Raw genomic sequence first — 15325 nt, 5'->3', positions numbered from 1 at the left:
ACACATGAACGCCACGTCAGCTCCGGCCGAAGACCTGATCGTCATCGGCAAGATCGTTTCGGTGCATGGCGTGCGAGGTGACGTAAAGGTCTATTCCTTTACCGATCCGATCGACAATTTGCTGGACTATCGTCGCTGGACGCTGAGGCGAGGCGAGGAGGTCAAGCAGGTTGAGCTGGTCAAGGGTCGCCTGCAGGGCAAGATCCTGGTGGCTACGTTGAAAGGGCTGACGGATCGGGAAGAGGCGCGTACCTACGCCGACTTCGAGATCTGCATCCCGCGCAGCGAATTGCCTTCGTTGACTGGCGAGGAGTATTACTGGTTCCAGCTCCAGGGCCTGACGGTCATCAACCAGCTCGGGCAAGTGCTTGGGCGGGTGGATCATCTGCTCGAGACCGGCGCCAACGATGTCCTGGTGGTCAAGCCGTTCGACGGCAGCCTGGATGATCGCGAGCGTCTGTTGCCCTACACCGACCCCTGCGTATTGAAGGTCGATCTGGACGCAGGCGAGATGCACGTCGAATGGGACGCGGACTTCTGAGCGACATGGCGAACTTTCGCGTCGAAGTGATCAGTCTGTTCCCGGACATGTTCGCTGCCGTCCGCGACTATGGAATCACCAGTCGCGCAGTGAGGCAGGGGCTGCTCCAGCTGCGTTGCTGGAATCCCCGGAGCTATACCGAAGATCGTCACCAGACGGTAGATGATCGCCCCTTCGGTGGTGGTCCCGGCATGGTGATGAAGATCAAGCCGCTGGAGCTTGCATTGGCCGATGCCAGGCGAGCCGCTGGCGCAAAGGCGAAGGTGATCTACCTGTCGCCGCAGGGGCGTCAGCTGAAGCAGGCCGACGTTCGCGACCTGGCGAAGGAGGAGGCGCTTATCCTCATCGCCGGTCGTTATGAAGGGATAGACGAGCGCTTTATCGAAGCGCACGTCGATGAGGAATGGTCGATTGGCGACTACGTGTTGTCCGGTGGTGAGCTGCCGGCCATGGTGCTGATCGATGCGGTGACTCGCTTGCTTCCCGGAGCACTGGGTCATGCTGATTCCGCCGAGGAGGATTCGTTTACCGACGGCCTGCTCGACTGCCCGCATTACACGCGACCGGAAGTGTATGCGGATAAACGTGTTCCTGAGGTGCTGCTGAGCGGCAACCATGAACACATCCGGCGTTGGCGTTTGCAGCAGTCCCTCGGAAGGACCTGGGAACGCCGCGCTGATCTTCTGGATAGCCGCTCGCTTTCTGGGGAAGAACAAAAGCTGCTGAAGGAATACATCCATCAGCGGGACGATAGTTAACGTATCGATGGCACGCCATGAGGGCCTGCCTTAGGAGCACAGCATGACCAACAAGATTATCCAGGCGCTCGAAGCCGAGCAGATGACCAAAGAACTGCCTCCGTTCGCCCCCGGTGACACCGTGGTCGTCCAGGTGAAGGTAAAGGAAGGCGACCGTGAGCGTCTGCAGGCCTTCGAAGGCGTCGTGATCGGCAAGCGTAACCGCGGCCTGAACAGCGCCTTCACCGTTCGCAAGATTTCCAATGGCGTGGGTGTGGAGCGTACGTTCCAGTACTACAGCCCGATGGTCGACAGCCTCAGCGTCAAGCGCCGTGGTGATGTCCGCAAAGCCAAGCTGTACTACCTCCGCGCGCTGTCCGGCAAGGCAGCCCGTATCAAGGAAAAGCTTTCCTGAGCAAAGCGTCCTCGAAAAAAAGGCAGCCTTCGGGCTGCTTTTTTTTTGGCTGTTCGGCTGTCGGGTGAATGGCCAGCAGCACAGCGCGATCCCGGGTGCCGGTGTGGCGCGGCGGGCGCCGCTTGTGGAACACTGATGCGCTCTCCAAGCGCGATCAAGCCCCATGCCTGCACTCGACGACCCTGTAATCGACCGCTACCTCGATGCCCTCTGGCTGGAAAAAGGCCTGTCGGACAACACCCGCGAGGCCTATCGGAGCGATCTGACGTTGTTCAATGGTTGGCTCGATGAGCGTGGCGTGAGGCTGATGGGGGCGGGTCGAGAGGCCATCCTCGATCACCTCGCCTGGCGTCTGGCCAATAACTACAAGGCGCGTTCAACCGCGCGGCTGCTGTCCGGGCTCCGTGGTTTCTACCGGTTTCTGCTTCGCGAGGGCGATATTTCGGCAGACCCTACGCTGCGGGTGGAACTGCCACAACTCGGGCGGCCGTTGCCCAAGGCGTTGTCCGAGGCGGATGTGGACGCTTTGCTGGCGGCCCCCGATATCGGCGAAGCGCTGGGTATGCGCGATCGAGCGATGCTGGAGGTCCTGTATGCGACCGGCTTGCGGGTGACGGAGCTGGTGAGTCTCAGCCTGGAACAGCTCAACCTTCGCCAAGGGGTATTGCGCACATTCGGCAAGGGCAACAAGGAGCGTCTGGTGCCGCTCGGCGAGGAGGCCCTGCATTGGCTGGCTCGCTACCTGCGTGACGCTCGTGGCGTGCTGCTGGCCGGCAAGGCCAGCGATGTAGTATTCCCCAGTCGACGTGGTGATCTGATGACGCGGCAGACGTTTTGGCATCGGATCAAGCTGCATGCCCGGCAAGCTGGAATCGCGGCGTCGATTTCCCCGCACACGCTGCGTCACGCGTTCGCCACGCACCTGCTCAACCATGGCGCCGATCTGCGGACCGTGCAGATGCTGCTCGGTCATAGCGATCTGTCCACCACGCAGATTTACACCCATATTGCCCGCGCGCGACTCCAGGAACTCCATGCGCAGCATCATCCGCGTGGTTGAAGGCGTTCGCCCGCGGGGTGCGCGGCAGCCCACAAAGTACGCTTCCCAGGCCCCGCTCCCTGCGCTCGGAGGCGGTCGCTATGTTAATCTGCGAGTCCTTCCTCGATCGAAGTCGCCCGGAGACTCCATGCGCGTGATTCGTTTATTTGCTGCCGCGACCATCGGTCTGGCCAGCACCGTTACCCTGGCTGCCGATGCCGAACAGGCGATCCGTGATTCACTGCAGTTGATACAGCCCGGCATGCCGATCGAAGCGATTGCCGAGAGCCCCATGGATGGCGTTTATCAGGTCCAGCTCAAAGGCGGCCGGCAACTCTACGCGAGCGCCGATGGGCAATTCGTGATCCAGGGATACATGTTCCAGTTCAAGGATGGCCAGGCCACCAATCTTACCGAGCAGGCGCAGAGTCGCTCAGTGGCCAGGATGATCGAAGCGGTTCCCGCCAGCAAGATGGTGGTCTTCGCACCGGAAAAGCCGAAAACCCACATTACGGTGTTCACCGACACCGATTGCGGCTATTGCCAGAAACTCCACAGCGAAGTCCCCGAGTTGAACCGTCTGGGTGTGGAAGTCCGTTACATGGCATTCCCTCGTCAGGGGATGGCCAGCCACGGCGCCAACACACTCACCAGCGTCTGGTGTGCAAAGGATCGTCAGGCAGCGATGGACAAGGCCAAGGCGCGCGAGGACGTCCCTGCTGCCAGCTGTGACAATCCGGTCGCCGAACAGTACGAGCTGGGTCAGCTCATCGGCGTCCAAGGGACCCCGGCCATCATCCTCGCCGATGGCCAGATCATTCCTGGCTATCAGCCGGCACCTCAGCTCGCGGCCCTCGCCTTGCAAGCCGAGTAAACGGCCCGGACAGTGTACCTTCGGTCCTGAAGTCGCTGTCCTGCCTGTCGCCACCCGAACTGTTCGGCTCCTTGCGTTCAAAGCCTGAAGGCATACCGAGGAGGTGCGAACATGAAGCTTGAAGGTTCCTGTCACTGCAAGGCCGTGCGTTTCTCGCTCGAATCGGCCGAGCCCTATCCGTTCATGCGTTGCTATTGCTCGATATGCCGCAAGACGGCTGGGGGCGGTGGCTATGCGATCAACCTGGGCGCCGATCATCGGACCCTGGCTGTCGAGGGGCGAGAGAATCTGGGCATCTATCAGGCCAGGATGGTCGATCCGGCGACCGGGGCGAGCCGGGTCAGCGACGGCCAGCGCCATTTCTGCAAGCTGTGTGGCAGTGCGCTTTGGCTGTGGGACCCCAATTGGCCGGATCTGGTCCACCCGCACGCGTCGGCCATCGATACCGATCTGCCCGTGCCCCCTGAGTCCACGCATCTCATGCTGGCGTCGAAGGCGTCGTGGGTGGAACCGCAGGTAGGGCCCGACGATCGCTGTTTCGATGAGTATCCCGACGAGTCGCTCGCCCAGTGGCATCAGCGCCTGGGATTGCAGAGTGAACCCGGCTAGCCGCAAGGCCTGGCGGTTGCCGCCGATTTGACTAAATCCCGTGCGCTTCGTAATGTGCGACTCTTTTGTTCGGCCGCAGTGCAGGGCCGTTCGCTGGGTAGGGGGAGTGCAGCTTGAAACCGGTGAAAGTTGGCATCTGTGGGCTGGGGACCGTCGGTGGCGGTACCTTCAATGTGCTCGAGCGCAACGCGGCGGAAATCGCCCGTCGTGCCGGGCGTGGAATCGAAGTCGCGCAGATTGCGGCTCGTCATGAGAACCCCAGGTGCAACACCGGTGACACGCCCATTACCGCCGATATTTTCGAGGTGGCGAACAACCCTGAGATCGACATCGTCGTCGAACTGATCGGCGGTTATACGCTGGCCCGCGAGCTGGTGCTCAAGGCCATCGAGAACGGCAAGCATGTGGTCACGGCGAACAAGGCGCTGATCGCCGTGCACGGCAACGAAATCTTCGCCAAGGCGCGTGAGAAGGGTGTCATCGTGGCCTTCGAAGCCTCGGTCGCTGGCGGCATTCCGGTCATCAAGGCGATCCGCGAAGGCCTGGCGGGCAACCAGATCAACTGGCTGGCCGGCATTATCAATGGCACGGGCAACTTCATTCTTACCGAAATGCGGGAGAAGGGCCGTGCCTTCGAGGACGTACTCAAGCAAGCGCAGGAGTTGGGCTATGCCGAGGCCGATCCGACGTTCGACGTCGAAGGCATCGACGCCGCGCACAAGCTGACGATCCTCGCGTCGATCGCCTTCGGCGTGCCACTGCAGTTCGACAAGGCCTACACCGAAGGCATTTCCCGCTTGACCACAGCCGACGTCAACTATGCCGAGGCGCTGGGGTATCGTATCAAGCACCTGGGGGTCGCGCGCAGCACCGCGTCGGGCATCGAACTGCGGGTACATCCGACCCTGATACCGGCCGACCGTCTGATCGCCAATGTCAACGGCGTGATGAATGCGGTCATGGTCAACGGGGATGCGGTCGGCTCGACGCTGTACTACGGTGCTGGCGCCGGCATGGAGCCGACGGCATCGGCCGTCGTTGCGGATCTGGTCGACGTGGCCCGTGCGCTGACGACCGATCCGAACAACCGCGTCCCGCACCTTGCGTTCCAGCCCGACTCGCTATCGGCCCATCCCATCCTGCCGATAGGCGCCTGCGAAAGCGCGTATTACCTGCGCATCCAGGCCAAGGATCATCCGGGCGTGCTGGCACAGGTAGCGACCATCCTTTCGGAGCGCGGAATCAATATCGAATCGATCATGCAGAAGGAAGCCGAGGTCCATGATGGGCTGGTGCCGGTCATCCTTGTCACTCACCGAGTGGTCGAGCAGCGCATCGACGATGCGATCGCCGCCCTGGAATCGTTGAGCGACGTCGTTGGCAGCGTGGTGCGGATCCGAGTAGAACAGCTGAATTAATCGGAGCTGGAAGCCGAACCTGAAGCCGAAGCGGTCGCTCGGCTTCGCACGCCAGGCTTCTGGCTCAAACCGAAGGTTTGAAAACATGCGCTATATCAGTACCCGTGGCCAAGCGCCGGCCCTGAATTTCGAAGATGTCCTGCTCACCGGGCTGGCCAGCGACGGTGGTCTGTACGTGCCGGAGAACCTGCCACGCTTCACGGTCGAGGAAATCGCATCCTGGGCCGGGCTGCCTTATCACGAACTGGCGTTCAAAGTGATGCGCCCCTTCGTTGCCGGCAGTATCCCCGACGCGGACTTCAAGCAGATTCTGGAAGAAACCTACGGTGTGTTCGCCCACAGTGCCGTCGCCCCGCTGCGTCAGTTGAACGGTAACGAATGGCTGCTGGAGCTGTTCCATGGGCCGACCCTGGCGTTCAAGGACTTTGCGCTGCAACTGCTTGGACGCCTGCTCGACTACGTGCTGGCCAAGCGTGGTGAGCGCGTGGTGATCATCGGTGCGACCTCCGGCGATACCGGTTCGGCCGCGATCGAAGGCTGCCGACGCTGCGACAACGTCGACATTTTCATCCTGCATCCGCACAACCGTGTGTCGGAAGTGCAGCGCCGGCAGATGACCACCATCTTCGGCGACAACATTCACAACCTCGCGATCGAAGGCAACTTCGATGATTGCCAGGAGATGGTCAAGGACAGCTTTGCCGATCAGGGCTTCCTCAAGGGCACTCGGCTGGTTGCGGTGAACTCGATCAACTGGGCGCGGATCATGGCTCAGATCGTCTACTACTTCCATGCGGCGCTGCAGCTGGGCGGACCGGCGCGTTCGGTGGCGTTCTCCGTGCCGACCGGCAACTTCGGCGATATTTTTGCCGGCTATCTGGCACGCAACATGGGGCTGCCCATCAGTCAGCTGGTGGTCGCGACCAACCGCAACGACATCCTGCACCGCTTCATGAGCGGCAACCGTTATGACAAGGACACGCTGCACCCGTCGCTTTCGCCTTCCATGGACATCATGGTGTCGTCGAATTTCGAGCGCCTGCTGTTCGATCTGCACGGGCGTAACGGAGCGGCCGTTGCCGAGTTGATGAGCACCTTCAAGTCCAGCGGCAAGTTGGCCGTGGCCGAAGAGCGCTGGACCGAGGCCCGCAAGCTGTTCGACTCGCTGGCCGTGGATGACGAGCAGACCTGCACGACGATCGCCGAGGTCTTCGCCGCCACCGGCGAGCTGCTCGATCCGCACACCGCAATCGGTGTCCATGCGGCGCGTGAATGCCGCCGCAGCCTGTCGATCCCGATGGTGACGCTGGCGACCGCCCATCCGGTGAAATTCCCCGAGGCGGTCGAAAAGGCGGGTGTCGGCAAGGCGCTCGAGCTTCCGGCTCACTTAACGGACCTGTTCGAGCGGCCTGAGCGCTGCACGGTACTGGCCAACGACCTCAAGGCGATGCAGGCCTTCGTCGGTGAGCACGGCAATCGCGGCAAACCGCTGTGAGTGTCAGCCGCCGGCCTGGTCATCGGGTGCGTCGGTAGCCCTGGCGCAACGCTAGCGGCGTCGTCCCCGCTCGAGCAGGTGCTGCCCGAGCGGGTTTCCTTCAGGTCGGTGCGTCCAGCCCGATCGTGCCTCAATCCGCGACGATGACCCCCTCCAGATTGACCGCTTCGAGCTTGTGGCTGAGGTGACCCCTGAGGATACTGCCCAGGCGCATGCCGTCGCGGTCGCGCAACGCCTCGATCATTTCACCGTGATCGTTCATCGCCTTGCGCCAGAAATCTTCGTTCATTTGCATCGTGTAGCGAATCCGTTTCACACGCTGGCTGAGATTGTTATACATCTCCAGCAGAATCGGGTTTCCCGATGCCTGCAGGATGCGCTCATGTATCTGCTGGTTGGCCTGGAAATAGGCCGGCAGATCCTTCTGTTCGTAGTAACTGACCATCCGCTCGTGTAACTCGCAGAGGCTGGCCAGTTCGTCGTCGCTCAGGCGATCGCAGGCGGCTTCCCCAGCGAGCCCTTCCAGCGCGGCCATGACGTCGTAAGTATGTTTCACATCGCTCAAGGACAGGCGGCTCACGCGCGCGCCTCGATTCGGCAGGATCTCCACCAAGCCCTCGGAGGTCAGGACCTTCAACGCTTCGCGAAGCGGCGTTCTGGAAATGCCGAACGTCTCGCAAAGCTGCTTCTCGGAAATCTTTTCGCCGGCAACCAATGAACCGTGCTCGATCAGTTCACGAATCCGGTTGGCGGCTTCCTGATACAGAATTTTGTGCTGGATTTTTTCCAAGGCTGTTTTTCCTTGATGGCCCGCGCCGTTACCTGATCACGTCCGTTGTTATTGATATCAGCGAAAGGTCTGCTAGCGTTTTGAATTAAGAATACAAAATAGGCCAAAAGTGCGACATAAGCGAAAGGTCGAACGCAAAACAAGCAGGGCTGGGTCGCGCTGATGGTTGAAAGGCGTTGCGCGACGCGCCGATCAATTTCGCCTGGTTCCCTACCGGGCCCTCTGGAGGATAGGACATGGCAGGTAAGGTATATCGTTCGAGCGTCGTCATTCCACGCGCGCAAGCCCGGCGAATCATCGACGCTGCATTTGCCGAGGCAAAGGCTCGGGGCATGGAGCCACTCACCCTATTCGTCATGGACGCAGGCGGCAACCTCATTGCCGCCGAGCGCGAGGATGGCTGCGCGCCGTTACGCTTGCCGGTCGCCAGGGGCAAGGCGTTCGCCGCGCTGGGCAATGGCGTGTCCAGCCGTACCGTCGGCGAGCGAAACGAGCAGCGACCCGCCTTCCTTGCGTCTGTGGCCGCGGCTTCGGATGGGCACTTCGTGCCGGTGCCGGGTGGGGTACTGATCCTCTCGGCCGACGATGAAGTGATCGGCGCCGTAGGCGTCAGCGGGGCATCCTCCGATGAGGACGAACAAGCGGCCATTGTCGGAATCGAGGCCGCGGGGCTGCGCGCTGGCATCGTTCCGGCCTGACCTTCGATCGGCGCGCTCGGCGGACCCGTCTGGCGGATCGCCGCGTGTCGATCAGCATTGCGGGCCCACCGGAGCCGGTGGCCGGTGGGCCGATTATCAGCCGCGGCGGTCGTCGCGCTTGCCCCATCATTTGATCCCTTTCGATTGACCCACGGCGTCGGCGGCAGCCGTTGCGTCCATGTCCTTGCCGCCGTCACTTTCCAAAAAAATAGGGACGGACGGTCACCTTTTTTATCCCCCGATTTCTGGCGCACCGCACAAAGCTGGTCTAACGTCTGCTTCGGGTTATGAATAATGAATTCATTTTCTCGCCTACACCCGTTAGCCGGTTTCAGCCGCTGCCGGCGGTCCAGCCGGGGGCATCGCGTCAGCCCTCGACTGTGAAGAAGGGTTTGCGGTACGCCTCAATAAAAACAAGAGTGGAGGTCAGCATGAAAGTCTTGAAGACAGCCTTGATCGCGTCCCTGTTAGGTCTCGCCACATCCGCAGCGCAGGCAGCCGAACTTCAGATCAAGTTCGGCCACGTGGGTGGGCCGGGTTCCTTGTTCGAGATAACAGCCAACAAGTTCGCCGAGACAGTCAACGAAAAGCTCAAGGGCAAGGCCAAGGTCGTGACCTATGGCTCGAGCCAATTGGGCAGCGACTCCCAGATGCTCAACAAGCTCAAACTGGGGTCGCTGGATCTGGCCCTGCCTTCGACGGTCATGAGCAGTGTGGCCCCCGAGTTTTCGCTGTTCGAGATGCCGTACCTGATTACCGACCGGGCGCACATGGCGCGCGTGCGTGACGAGCTGGTTCGCGATGTGATGTACAAGGTCGCCGAAGACAAGGGCTACCGGATCATTGGCGTATGGGAAAACGGTGTCCGGCAGATCACCAACAACGCGCGGCCGATCGTCGTGCCGGAAGACCTCAAGGGTCTGAAACTGCGCACGCCCAACGGCATTTGGCGTGTCGAGATGTTCAAAAGTTACGGGGCAAACCCGGCCCCGATGGCGCTTTCCGAAGCCTTCGTGGCGCTGCAGACCGGAGCCATGGACGGCCAGGAAAACCCGTTGGTGCAGATCTATTCCCAGCGCTTCCATGAAGTCCAGAAATACCTCTCCCTTTCCAACCACGTCTATACCCCCGCGTTCGTTCTCGCCGGCGCCAGTTGGAAACGTTTCCCCGAAGACGTCAGGCAGGTCCTGAGTGATGCTGCGCTGGAAGCCGAGGCCTATGCGCTTGAGCAGGGCGAGCAGCTTGATGAAAGCCTCGTCAAGCAAATGGAAGAGGCCGGCATGCAGGTGAACAAGGTCGACCAGCAAGCCTTTATCGACGGCTCCACCGGCATCTACGCGAAGTTCGCCGACGAAGTCGAGGGCGGGCAGGCCATGCTCGACAAGGTCGAACAGCTTCGCCAGATGTAAGCGCATTCATGTCTGCGAGACGCAATCTGACTAACGCCTGAGCACCCCGGTGCTTCAGGCCGATCGGAGAGAGCCGATGGGATCCTTCACCGCTTTCAGAAAAGGTTTTTCCAGGCTTCTGGAAATCATCGTGGTCATCAACGTAGTCGCCCTGACGCTGGTCGTTACGGTCGGCTTCATGTCACGGCTGGCCGGATCACCGTTCAGTTGGTACGACGAGGTGGCATCCGTCGGCCTGGCCTGGCTTACGTATTACGGCGCGGCGTTGGCCGCAGCGAAGGGCGCCCATATCGGTTGCCCCAGCGTCATCAATTACTTCTCGCCCAGGCTGCGCCTGCCAATCGCCTTGCTCGCTGAGGCCATCACCATCGCGTTCTTCGTGTTGCTGGCTTACACCGGCATGCAGGTGGTGCTCATTCTGGAGGGCTCATCACTGGTCAGCCTCACCAACGTGTCGCTGCAACTGACGCAATCGGTGCTGCCGATCGGGTCGGTGCTGTTCATCATCGCCGAGATCCTGCGGCTGCCGGAGGTGATTGAAAGCGCGAAGGGCGACGGCTTCATCGACCACGAGCTTGAAGAGGCGGGCGTCAAGCCCGTCAAGGCATGACCGGGACTATTCAGAGCGAGTGCCGGCTACGGCGCTCGGGAGTGACCACATGACAATTTTCTATATGTTTCTGGGGCTGATCCTGCTCATCCTGATCAATGTCCCTGTCGCGATCTCGCTGGGCATCGTCGGTGCGGTGGCGATCTATTTCAGCTACGGCGCGCTGGCGCTTCCCAACATTGGCATGGTGATGTACGACGGCACGACGAGCTTTCCGCTCATCGCCATTCCGCTGTTCATACTGGCCGGCGCGATCATGAACGCCTCGAGCATCTCGAGACGACTGATCGACCTGGCTTCGGCCATGCTGGGCTTCATCAAGGGCGGGTTATCGATGGTGACCATCGGTGCCTCGATCTTCTTTGCCGAAATCTCCGGTTCAGCCGTGGCGGGCGTATCGGCCATCGGCAGCATCATGATCCCGGCGATGACCAAGAAGGGCTATTCCAAGGAATTTTCCGCCGCACTGTCGTCGTCCGCCGCCAGCCTGGCGATCATTCTGCCGCCATCGATTCCGATGATTCTCTATGCCGTGATGTCGGGCGAGTCGGTGGTGAAAATGTTCGTTGCCGGGATCTTCCCCGGCTTGCTCGGCGCCCTGGGTCTGGCGGGCATGTGCTACTACCTGGCGCGCAAGAACAACTTTCCTTCGGAAGGGGCGTTCCAGACCAAGCGGCTGTGGGAAGCCTTCAAAGGGGCGATCTGGGCGCTGTCGATTCCGGTCATCATCCTAGGTGGTATCTTCGGCGGGGTCGTCACCGCGACCGAAGGGGCTGCGTTGGCGGTGGTGGTGGCAATCTTCATAAGCGCCTTCGTCTATCGCGAGTTCACCCTGCGGACCTTCTACAAGGCCTGCCTCGATGCCGGCGTACAGACCGCCGTGGTCATGCTGCTGGTGGCGAGTTCGGCGGTGGTGGGCCTTTACCTGACCGAAACACAGCTGCCGCAGCAACTGGCCAGCTCGATCAGTGAGTGGACCAGCAACAAGTACGTGATCCTGGCATTGCTCAACATCATCTTCCTGATACTGGGCGTGTTCCTGCACTCCGCTGCGGCGATCATCCTGGTCGTCCCGATCGTACTGCCGCTGGTGCTTGCGGTGGGCATCGACCCGATTCATTTCGGTCTGATCGTTACGCTCAACCTGGCAATCGGCCAGCAGACTCCGCCGGTTGCCAGCGTGCTCATCGCGTCCTGCTCGATCGCCCGGTCCGATATCTGGGCCACCTCGCGTACCAACCTGTGGTTCCTCGGCGTGCTCTTCGCGATTCTGCTGATCAACACCTATATCCCGGCGTTCGCCCTGTCGCTGGTGAATCTCATCTATGGCGCCTGAGCCGCTGATGGGTGACCGCGGCCATGCCGGCGGCACCGCACACAAGGAGACGAAGATGACTGATGTGTCTCAAGGGCAGGTCGACTGTCGAATCGATCAAGGCGTCGCCTGGGTCGGGTTCAATCGGCCGGAGAGCCGTAACGCGATGACCTGGAGCATGTACGACGCGTTGGAACGCCTGTGCCGGGAACTGGAGGCCGATCCCCAGGTGGTCGCCGTGGTGTTTCATGGCTGTGGAGGCAAGGCCTTCGTCGCCGGCACCGATATCAAGCAGTTCGCGGACTTCGAGGGCGGGGAGGCCGGCGTGAACTACGAACGCCGCATCGACAGCGTGATCGCGGGCCTGGAAAACCTGCGCAAGCCGACCATTGCCATGCTGGAGGGCTTCTGTGTGGGAGGTGGTGCGGCCATCGCGCTGGCCTGCGACTTCCGCTATTGCACGCCGACCTTGAAATTTGGCGTGCCGATCGCCGAGACGCTCGGCAATTGCCTTTCGGTAACCAACCTGTCGCGTCTCATGGACCTGCTCGGCGTTGCCCGGACGAAGCAAGTGTTGATGGCCGCCGAGCTGATCGATGCGCCGCAAGCGCTGGTCGCCGGTCTGGTCGGTGGGGTGTTCGAGGCCGATGCGATTCGCCAGGAGGTCGAGCGCAAGGCGCAGGCGTTCGCCGGGCGTGCGCCCCTGACCGTCCAGGCGACCAAGGACGTCATCAACCGCGTCCTGGCACACCGACGCACGCCGGCCGATGGCAGCGATGACTGGATACGGACCTGTTACGGCAGCCGCGACTTCAAAGCCGCCGTCGATAAGTTCGTCAGCAAGACCCCGTTCGAATGGACCGGTGAGTGACGTCTCGCCGACCCCTTTCTGGAGAGCCAACCATGCTTCCGCTCAGTAACGTGAAAATCCTGGATATCTCGCAAATCATGGCGGGCCCCTATTGCACCATGGTGCTTGGCGACCTCGGGGCTGATGTCATCAAGGTGGAAAAAGCCAATGGCGGTGACGACAGCCGGCAAATGGGGCCGTACGTCAATGGCGAGTCCACGTGCTTCTTTCAAATCAACCGGAACAAGAAGAGCATCTCGCTGAATCTGAAGGAGCAACGGGCCCGGGACATTTTCTATCGACTGGCCGCCGACGCCGATGTCATCGTCGAGAACTATCGACCGGGTGTGACCCAGTCGCTGGAGATCGACTACGAAACGATACGTGCGATCAACCCAGGGATTATCTATTGCTCGATTTCGGGCTATGGCCAGACCGGCCCCTACCGGAGCAAGGGCGGCTTCGATCTGGTGGCCCAAGGCATGAGCGGCCTGATGTCGATGACTGGCGAGCCTGGCAAGCGGCCACTGAAGACTGGCATCGCCGTCTACGACATCGGCGCCGGTATCACGGCGATCTACTCGATTCTTGCCGCCTACATTCATAAGCAGAACACCGGCGAGGGGCAGCACATCGACATCGCCATCACCGAATGCGGGCTGCCCTGGTTCGCCTGGGAGGCGGCCGCGTACTTCGCCGATGGCACCGTGCCGCAGCCTACCGGCTCACGCCATCGCGTCTCGGCCCCCTATCAGGCGGTGCGGGCCGAGGACGGTTATCTGATGCTCGGGTGTGCCAATCAGCGAACCTGGGAGCGGCTCTGTCGCGACGTGATCGCTCGCGAAGACCTGCTGGACGATGAGCGCTTCACCACCAATAGCGACCGCGCCCGAAATGTCGAAGTGCTCGAAGAGATTCTCGAACAGATACTGGCCCAGCGCCCCATGAAGCACTGGCTCGATCTGTGCGACACCGCCGGGGTGCCCGCCGGGCCGATCAATGATTTCGCACAAGCCATGCACGACGAGCATTACCTGGCTCGTGAGATGGTCCAGGAGGTCAGTCACCCGGTGATCGGCACGATGAAAACGGTCGGTTTCCCGACCAAATTCTCGCGCACGCCCTTGCAGATCCGCCGACCGGCGCCGTTGTTCGCGGAGCACACCGACGAAGTGCTGCATGAGATCGGCCTGACCGACGAGGTGATCGGAAGCCTGCGCAGTGAGGGCTGCATCCGCTGACAGCTGGCTGATTCTTTCGTGCCAGTTTGAATTCAAAACGCAAAATACAAGAACAACACTGGAGAATTCGCATGTTGAAGCTCGATTTTCATCCATCCGGTCGTCATTTTCTGCAGATTCCGGGCCCCTCTCCGGTACCGGATCGAATCCTGCGTGCCATGAGCCTGCCCACTATCGACCATCGTGGCCCGGAGTTCGGCGCGTTGGGGCGCGAAGTGCTGGACAAGATTCGCACGGTCTTCAAGACGCAGCAGCCAGTCGTCATCTATCCCGCGTCCGGCACTGGCGCCTGGGAAGCGGCGCTGGTCAACACCCTGTCGGCGGGCGACCGGGTGCTCATGTTCGAAACCGGGCATTTCGCGTCGCTGTGGGAAAAGATGGCTCGACGTCTCGGGCTCGAACCCGAGTTCCTCGGGTTGCCGGGCTACGAAGGCTGGCGCCGGGGCGTGCAGGCCGAGATGATCGAGCGACGCCTGAAGGAGGACAGCAGCCACACCATCAAGGCCGTCTGCGTGGTGCACAACGAAACGTCGACCGGCGTGACCAGCGACATCGCGGCGGTGCGCCGTGCCATCGATGCCGCCAGGCACCCGGCACTGCTGCTGGTCGATACCATCTCCGGCCTGGCCTGCGCCGATTATCAGCACGATGCCTGGGGCGTCGACGTCACCATTTCCGGCTCGCAGAAGGGCCTGATGCTGCCGCCGGGGATCAGCTTCAACGCAGTCTCGGAAAAGGCGATCGAAGCCAGCCGCAGCGCGCGGTTGCCGAAGAGTTTCTGGGCGTGGGACGAAATCCTCGAACTCAATCGCAGCGGTTACTGGCCGTACACACCCAATACCAACCTGCTGTATGGGCTCAACGAAGCGCTCGACATGTTGTTGGGCGAGGGCCTGGATCATGTCTTCGCGCGTCATCAGCGTTGGGCTGCCGGGGTGCGTACCGCCGTCGAGAGCTGGGGGCTGGAGGTGCAGTGCCAGGACCCGAGCGTCTATTCGCCGGTGCTGACCGGCGTGGTGATGCCTGAAGGCGTCGATGCCGACGAGGTCCGCAGCCTGATCTACCGCCGTTTCGACCTGTCACTGGGTACCGGGCTCGGCAAGGCGAAGGGCAAGATGTTTCGCATAGGGCACCTCGGCGACTGTAACGATCTCACCTTGATCGCCACCCTCGGCGGTTGCGAAGCCGGTCTCAAGATGTCCGGTGTGTCGCTCGCGGGCAGCGGTGTACTCGCCGCGTTGGAGTATTTCGCAGCGAACCCGCTGGACGAGCGCTGACAGCAGC

The 15325-nt window shown here is 61.4% G+C and carries 16 protein-coding genes; 15 read left to right on the top strand and 1 reads right to left on the bottom strand.

Annotated elements, in window-relative coordinates:
* Nucleotides 1–4 precede the first annotated feature (4 nt).
* The 8 genes from rimM (at nt 5) to thrC (ending at nt 7128) form a co-directional block, all read left to right on the top strand.
* Nucleotides 5–541, top strand: a complete 537-nt coding sequence (gene rimM / locus GQA94_RS20100; RefSeq protein WP_158189666.1) for a ribosome maturation factor RimM — start codon at nt 5–7, stop codon at nt 539–541.
* Nucleotides 542–546: 5 nt separating this feature from the next.
* Nucleotides 547–1299: a tRNA (guanosine(37)-N1)-methyltransferase TrmD gene (gene trmD, locus GQA94_RS20095; protein WP_158190182.1), complete on the top strand. Its 753-nt coding sequence runs from the start codon at nt 547–549 to the stop codon at nt 1297–1299.
* Between the two features lie 43 nt (nt 1300–1342).
* Nucleotides 1343–1693: a 50S ribosomal protein L19 gene (gene rplS / locus GQA94_RS20090; RefSeq protein ID WP_158189665.1), complete on the top strand. Its 351-nt coding sequence runs from the start codon at nt 1343–1345 to the stop codon at nt 1691–1693.
* Between the two features lie 163 nt (nt 1694–1856).
* Nucleotides 1857–2753, top strand: a complete 897-nt coding sequence (gene xerD / locus GQA94_RS20085; protein WP_158189664.1) for a site-specific tyrosine recombinase XerD — start codon at nt 1857–1859, stop codon at nt 2751–2753.
* 127 nt (nt 2754–2880) lie between these two features.
* Nucleotides 2881–3606, top strand: coding sequence for a DsbC family protein (locus tag GQA94_RS20080; RefSeq protein ID WP_158189663.1), 726 nt, complete (start codon nt 2881–2883; stop codon nt 3604–3606).
* Nucleotides 3607–3717: 111 nt separating this feature from the next.
* Nucleotides 3718–4215, top strand: coding sequence for a GFA family protein (locus GQA94_RS20075; protein WP_158189662.1), 498 nt, complete (start codon nt 3718–3720; stop codon nt 4213–4215).
* Between the two features lie 113 nt (nt 4216–4328).
* Nucleotides 4329–5633, top strand: coding sequence for a homoserine dehydrogenase (locus tag GQA94_RS20070; protein WP_158189661.1), 1305 nt, complete (start codon nt 4329–4331; stop codon nt 5631–5633).
* Between the two features lie 85 nt (nt 5634–5718).
* Nucleotides 5719–7128 carry a threonine synthase gene (thrC, locus tag GQA94_RS20065; protein WP_158189660.1) on the top strand — a complete coding sequence of 470 codons (1410 nt, stop codon included), beginning with the start codon at nt 5719–5721 and terminating at the stop codon, nt 7126–7128.
* A gap of 130 nt (nt 7129–7258) precedes the next feature.
* Here thrC and GQA94_RS20060 read toward each other — a convergent pair whose 3' ends face one another.
* Nucleotides 7259–7918: a GntR family transcriptional regulator gene (locus GQA94_RS20060; protein WP_158189659.1), complete on the bottom strand. Its 660-nt coding sequence runs from the start codon at nt 7916–7918 to the stop codon at nt 7259–7261.
* A 236-nt stretch (nt 7919–8154) separates the two neighbouring features.
* Here GQA94_RS20060 and GQA94_RS20055 point away from each other — a divergent pair, with 236 nt between their 5' ends.
* From GQA94_RS20055 to GQA94_RS20025, 7 genes are all read left to right on the top strand, one after another.
* Complete coding sequence (locus GQA94_RS20055) at nt 8155–8616, top strand: GlcG/HbpS family heme-binding protein (protein WP_158189658.1); 462 nt, start codon at nt 8155–8157, stop codon at nt 8614–8616.
* A 431-nt stretch (nt 8617–9047) separates the two neighbouring features.
* Entirely contained in the window at nt 9048–10025 is a 978-nt protein-coding gene (locus GQA94_RS20050; protein WP_158189657.1) for a TRAP transporter substrate-binding protein, read from the top strand.
* A gap of 76 nt (nt 10026–10101) precedes the next feature.
* Nucleotides 10102–10635 (top strand): TRAP transporter small permease, encoded by a 534-nt coding sequence (locus GQA94_RS20045; protein ID WP_158189656.1) that lies wholly within the window; start codon nt 10102–10104, stop codon nt 10633–10635.
* A gap of 49 nt (nt 10636–10684) precedes the next feature.
* Complete coding sequence (locus GQA94_RS20040; RefSeq protein ID WP_199270074.1) at nt 10685–11971, top strand: TRAP transporter large permease; 1287 nt, start codon at nt 10685–10687, stop codon at nt 11969–11971.
* Nucleotides 11972–12026: 55 nt separating this feature from the next.
* Nucleotides 12027–12821 carry an enoyl-CoA hydratase/isomerase family protein gene (locus GQA94_RS20035; RefSeq protein ID WP_158189655.1) on the top strand — a complete coding sequence of 265 codons (795 nt, stop codon included), beginning with the start codon at nt 12027–12029 and terminating at the stop codon, nt 12819–12821.
* A gap of 32 nt (nt 12822–12853) precedes the next feature.
* On the top strand, nt 12854–14041 hold the full coding sequence (locus GQA94_RS20030; RefSeq protein ID WP_158189654.1) for a CaiB/BaiF CoA transferase family protein: 1188 nt from the start codon (nt 12854–12856) through the stop codon (nt 14039–14041).
* A 71-nt stretch (nt 14042–14112) separates the two neighbouring features.
* Entirely contained in the window at nt 14113–15318 is a 1206-nt protein-coding gene (locus GQA94_RS20025; protein ID WP_158189653.1) for a pyridoxal-phosphate-dependent aminotransferase family protein, read from the top strand.
* The last annotated feature ends 7 nt before the right edge of the window (nt 15319–15325 follow it).

Source organism: Stutzerimonas stutzeri, from assembly GCF_009789555.1.
Taxonomy (GTDB): Bacteria; Pseudomonadota; Gammaproteobacteria; order Pseudomonadales; family Pseudomonadaceae; genus Stutzerimonas; species Stutzerimonas stutzeri_R.
Note: the sequence above shows the minus strand (reverse complement) of the source record. Positions and strands in the feature narration are given on the sequence as shown.

Bases quoted from the DNA above. Each gene is read 5' to 3' on its own strand.
- rimM (WP_158189666.1), top strand. From the start codon at position 5: ATGAACGCCACGTCAGCTCCGGCCGAAGACCTGATCGTCATCGGCAAG.
- trmD (WP_158190182.1), top strand. From the start codon at position 547: ATGGCGAACTTTCGCGTCGAAGTGATCAGTCTGTTCCCGGACATGTTC.
- rplS (WP_158189665.1), top strand. From the start codon at position 1,343: ATGACCAACAAGATTATCCAGGCGCTCGAAGCCGAGCAGATGACCAAA.
- xerD (WP_158189664.1), top strand. From the start codon at position 1,857: ATGCCTGCACTCGACGACCCTGTAATCGACCGCTACCTCGATGCCCTC.
- GQA94_RS20080 (WP_158189663.1), top strand. From the start codon at position 2,881: ATGCGCGTGATTCGTTTATTTGCTGCCGCGACCATCGGTCTGGCCAGC.
- GQA94_RS20075 (WP_158189662.1), top strand. From the start codon at position 3,718: ATGAAGCTTGAAGGTTCCTGTCACTGCAAGGCCGTGCGTTTCTCGCTC.
- thrC (WP_158189660.1), top strand. From the start codon at position 5,719: ATGCGCTATATCAGTACCCGTGGCCAAGCGCCGGCCCTGAATTTCGAA.
- GQA94_RS20055 (WP_158189658.1), top strand. From the start codon at position 8,155: ATGGCAGGTAAGGTATATCGTTCGAGCGTCGTCATTCCACGCGCGCAA.
- GQA94_RS20050 (WP_158189657.1), top strand. From the start codon at position 9,048: ATGAAAGTCTTGAAGACAGCCTTGATCGCGTCCCTGTTAGGTCTCGCC.
- GQA94_RS20045 (WP_158189656.1), top strand. From the start codon at position 10,102: ATGGGATCCTTCACCGCTTTCAGAAAAGGTTTTTCCAGGCTTCTGGAA.
- GQA94_RS20040 (WP_199270074.1), top strand. From the start codon at position 10,685: ATGACAATTTTCTATATGTTTCTGGGGCTGATCCTGCTCATCCTGATC.
- GQA94_RS20035 (WP_158189655.1), top strand. From the start codon at position 12,027: ATGACTGATGTGTCTCAAGGGCAGGTCGACTGTCGAATCGATCAAGGC.
- GQA94_RS20030 (WP_158189654.1), top strand. From the start codon at position 12,854: ATGCTTCCGCTCAGTAACGTGAAAATCCTGGATATCTCGCAAATCATG.
- GQA94_RS20025 (WP_158189653.1), top strand. From the start codon at position 14,113: ATGTTGAAGCTCGATTTTCATCCATCCGGTCGTCATTTTCTGCAGATT.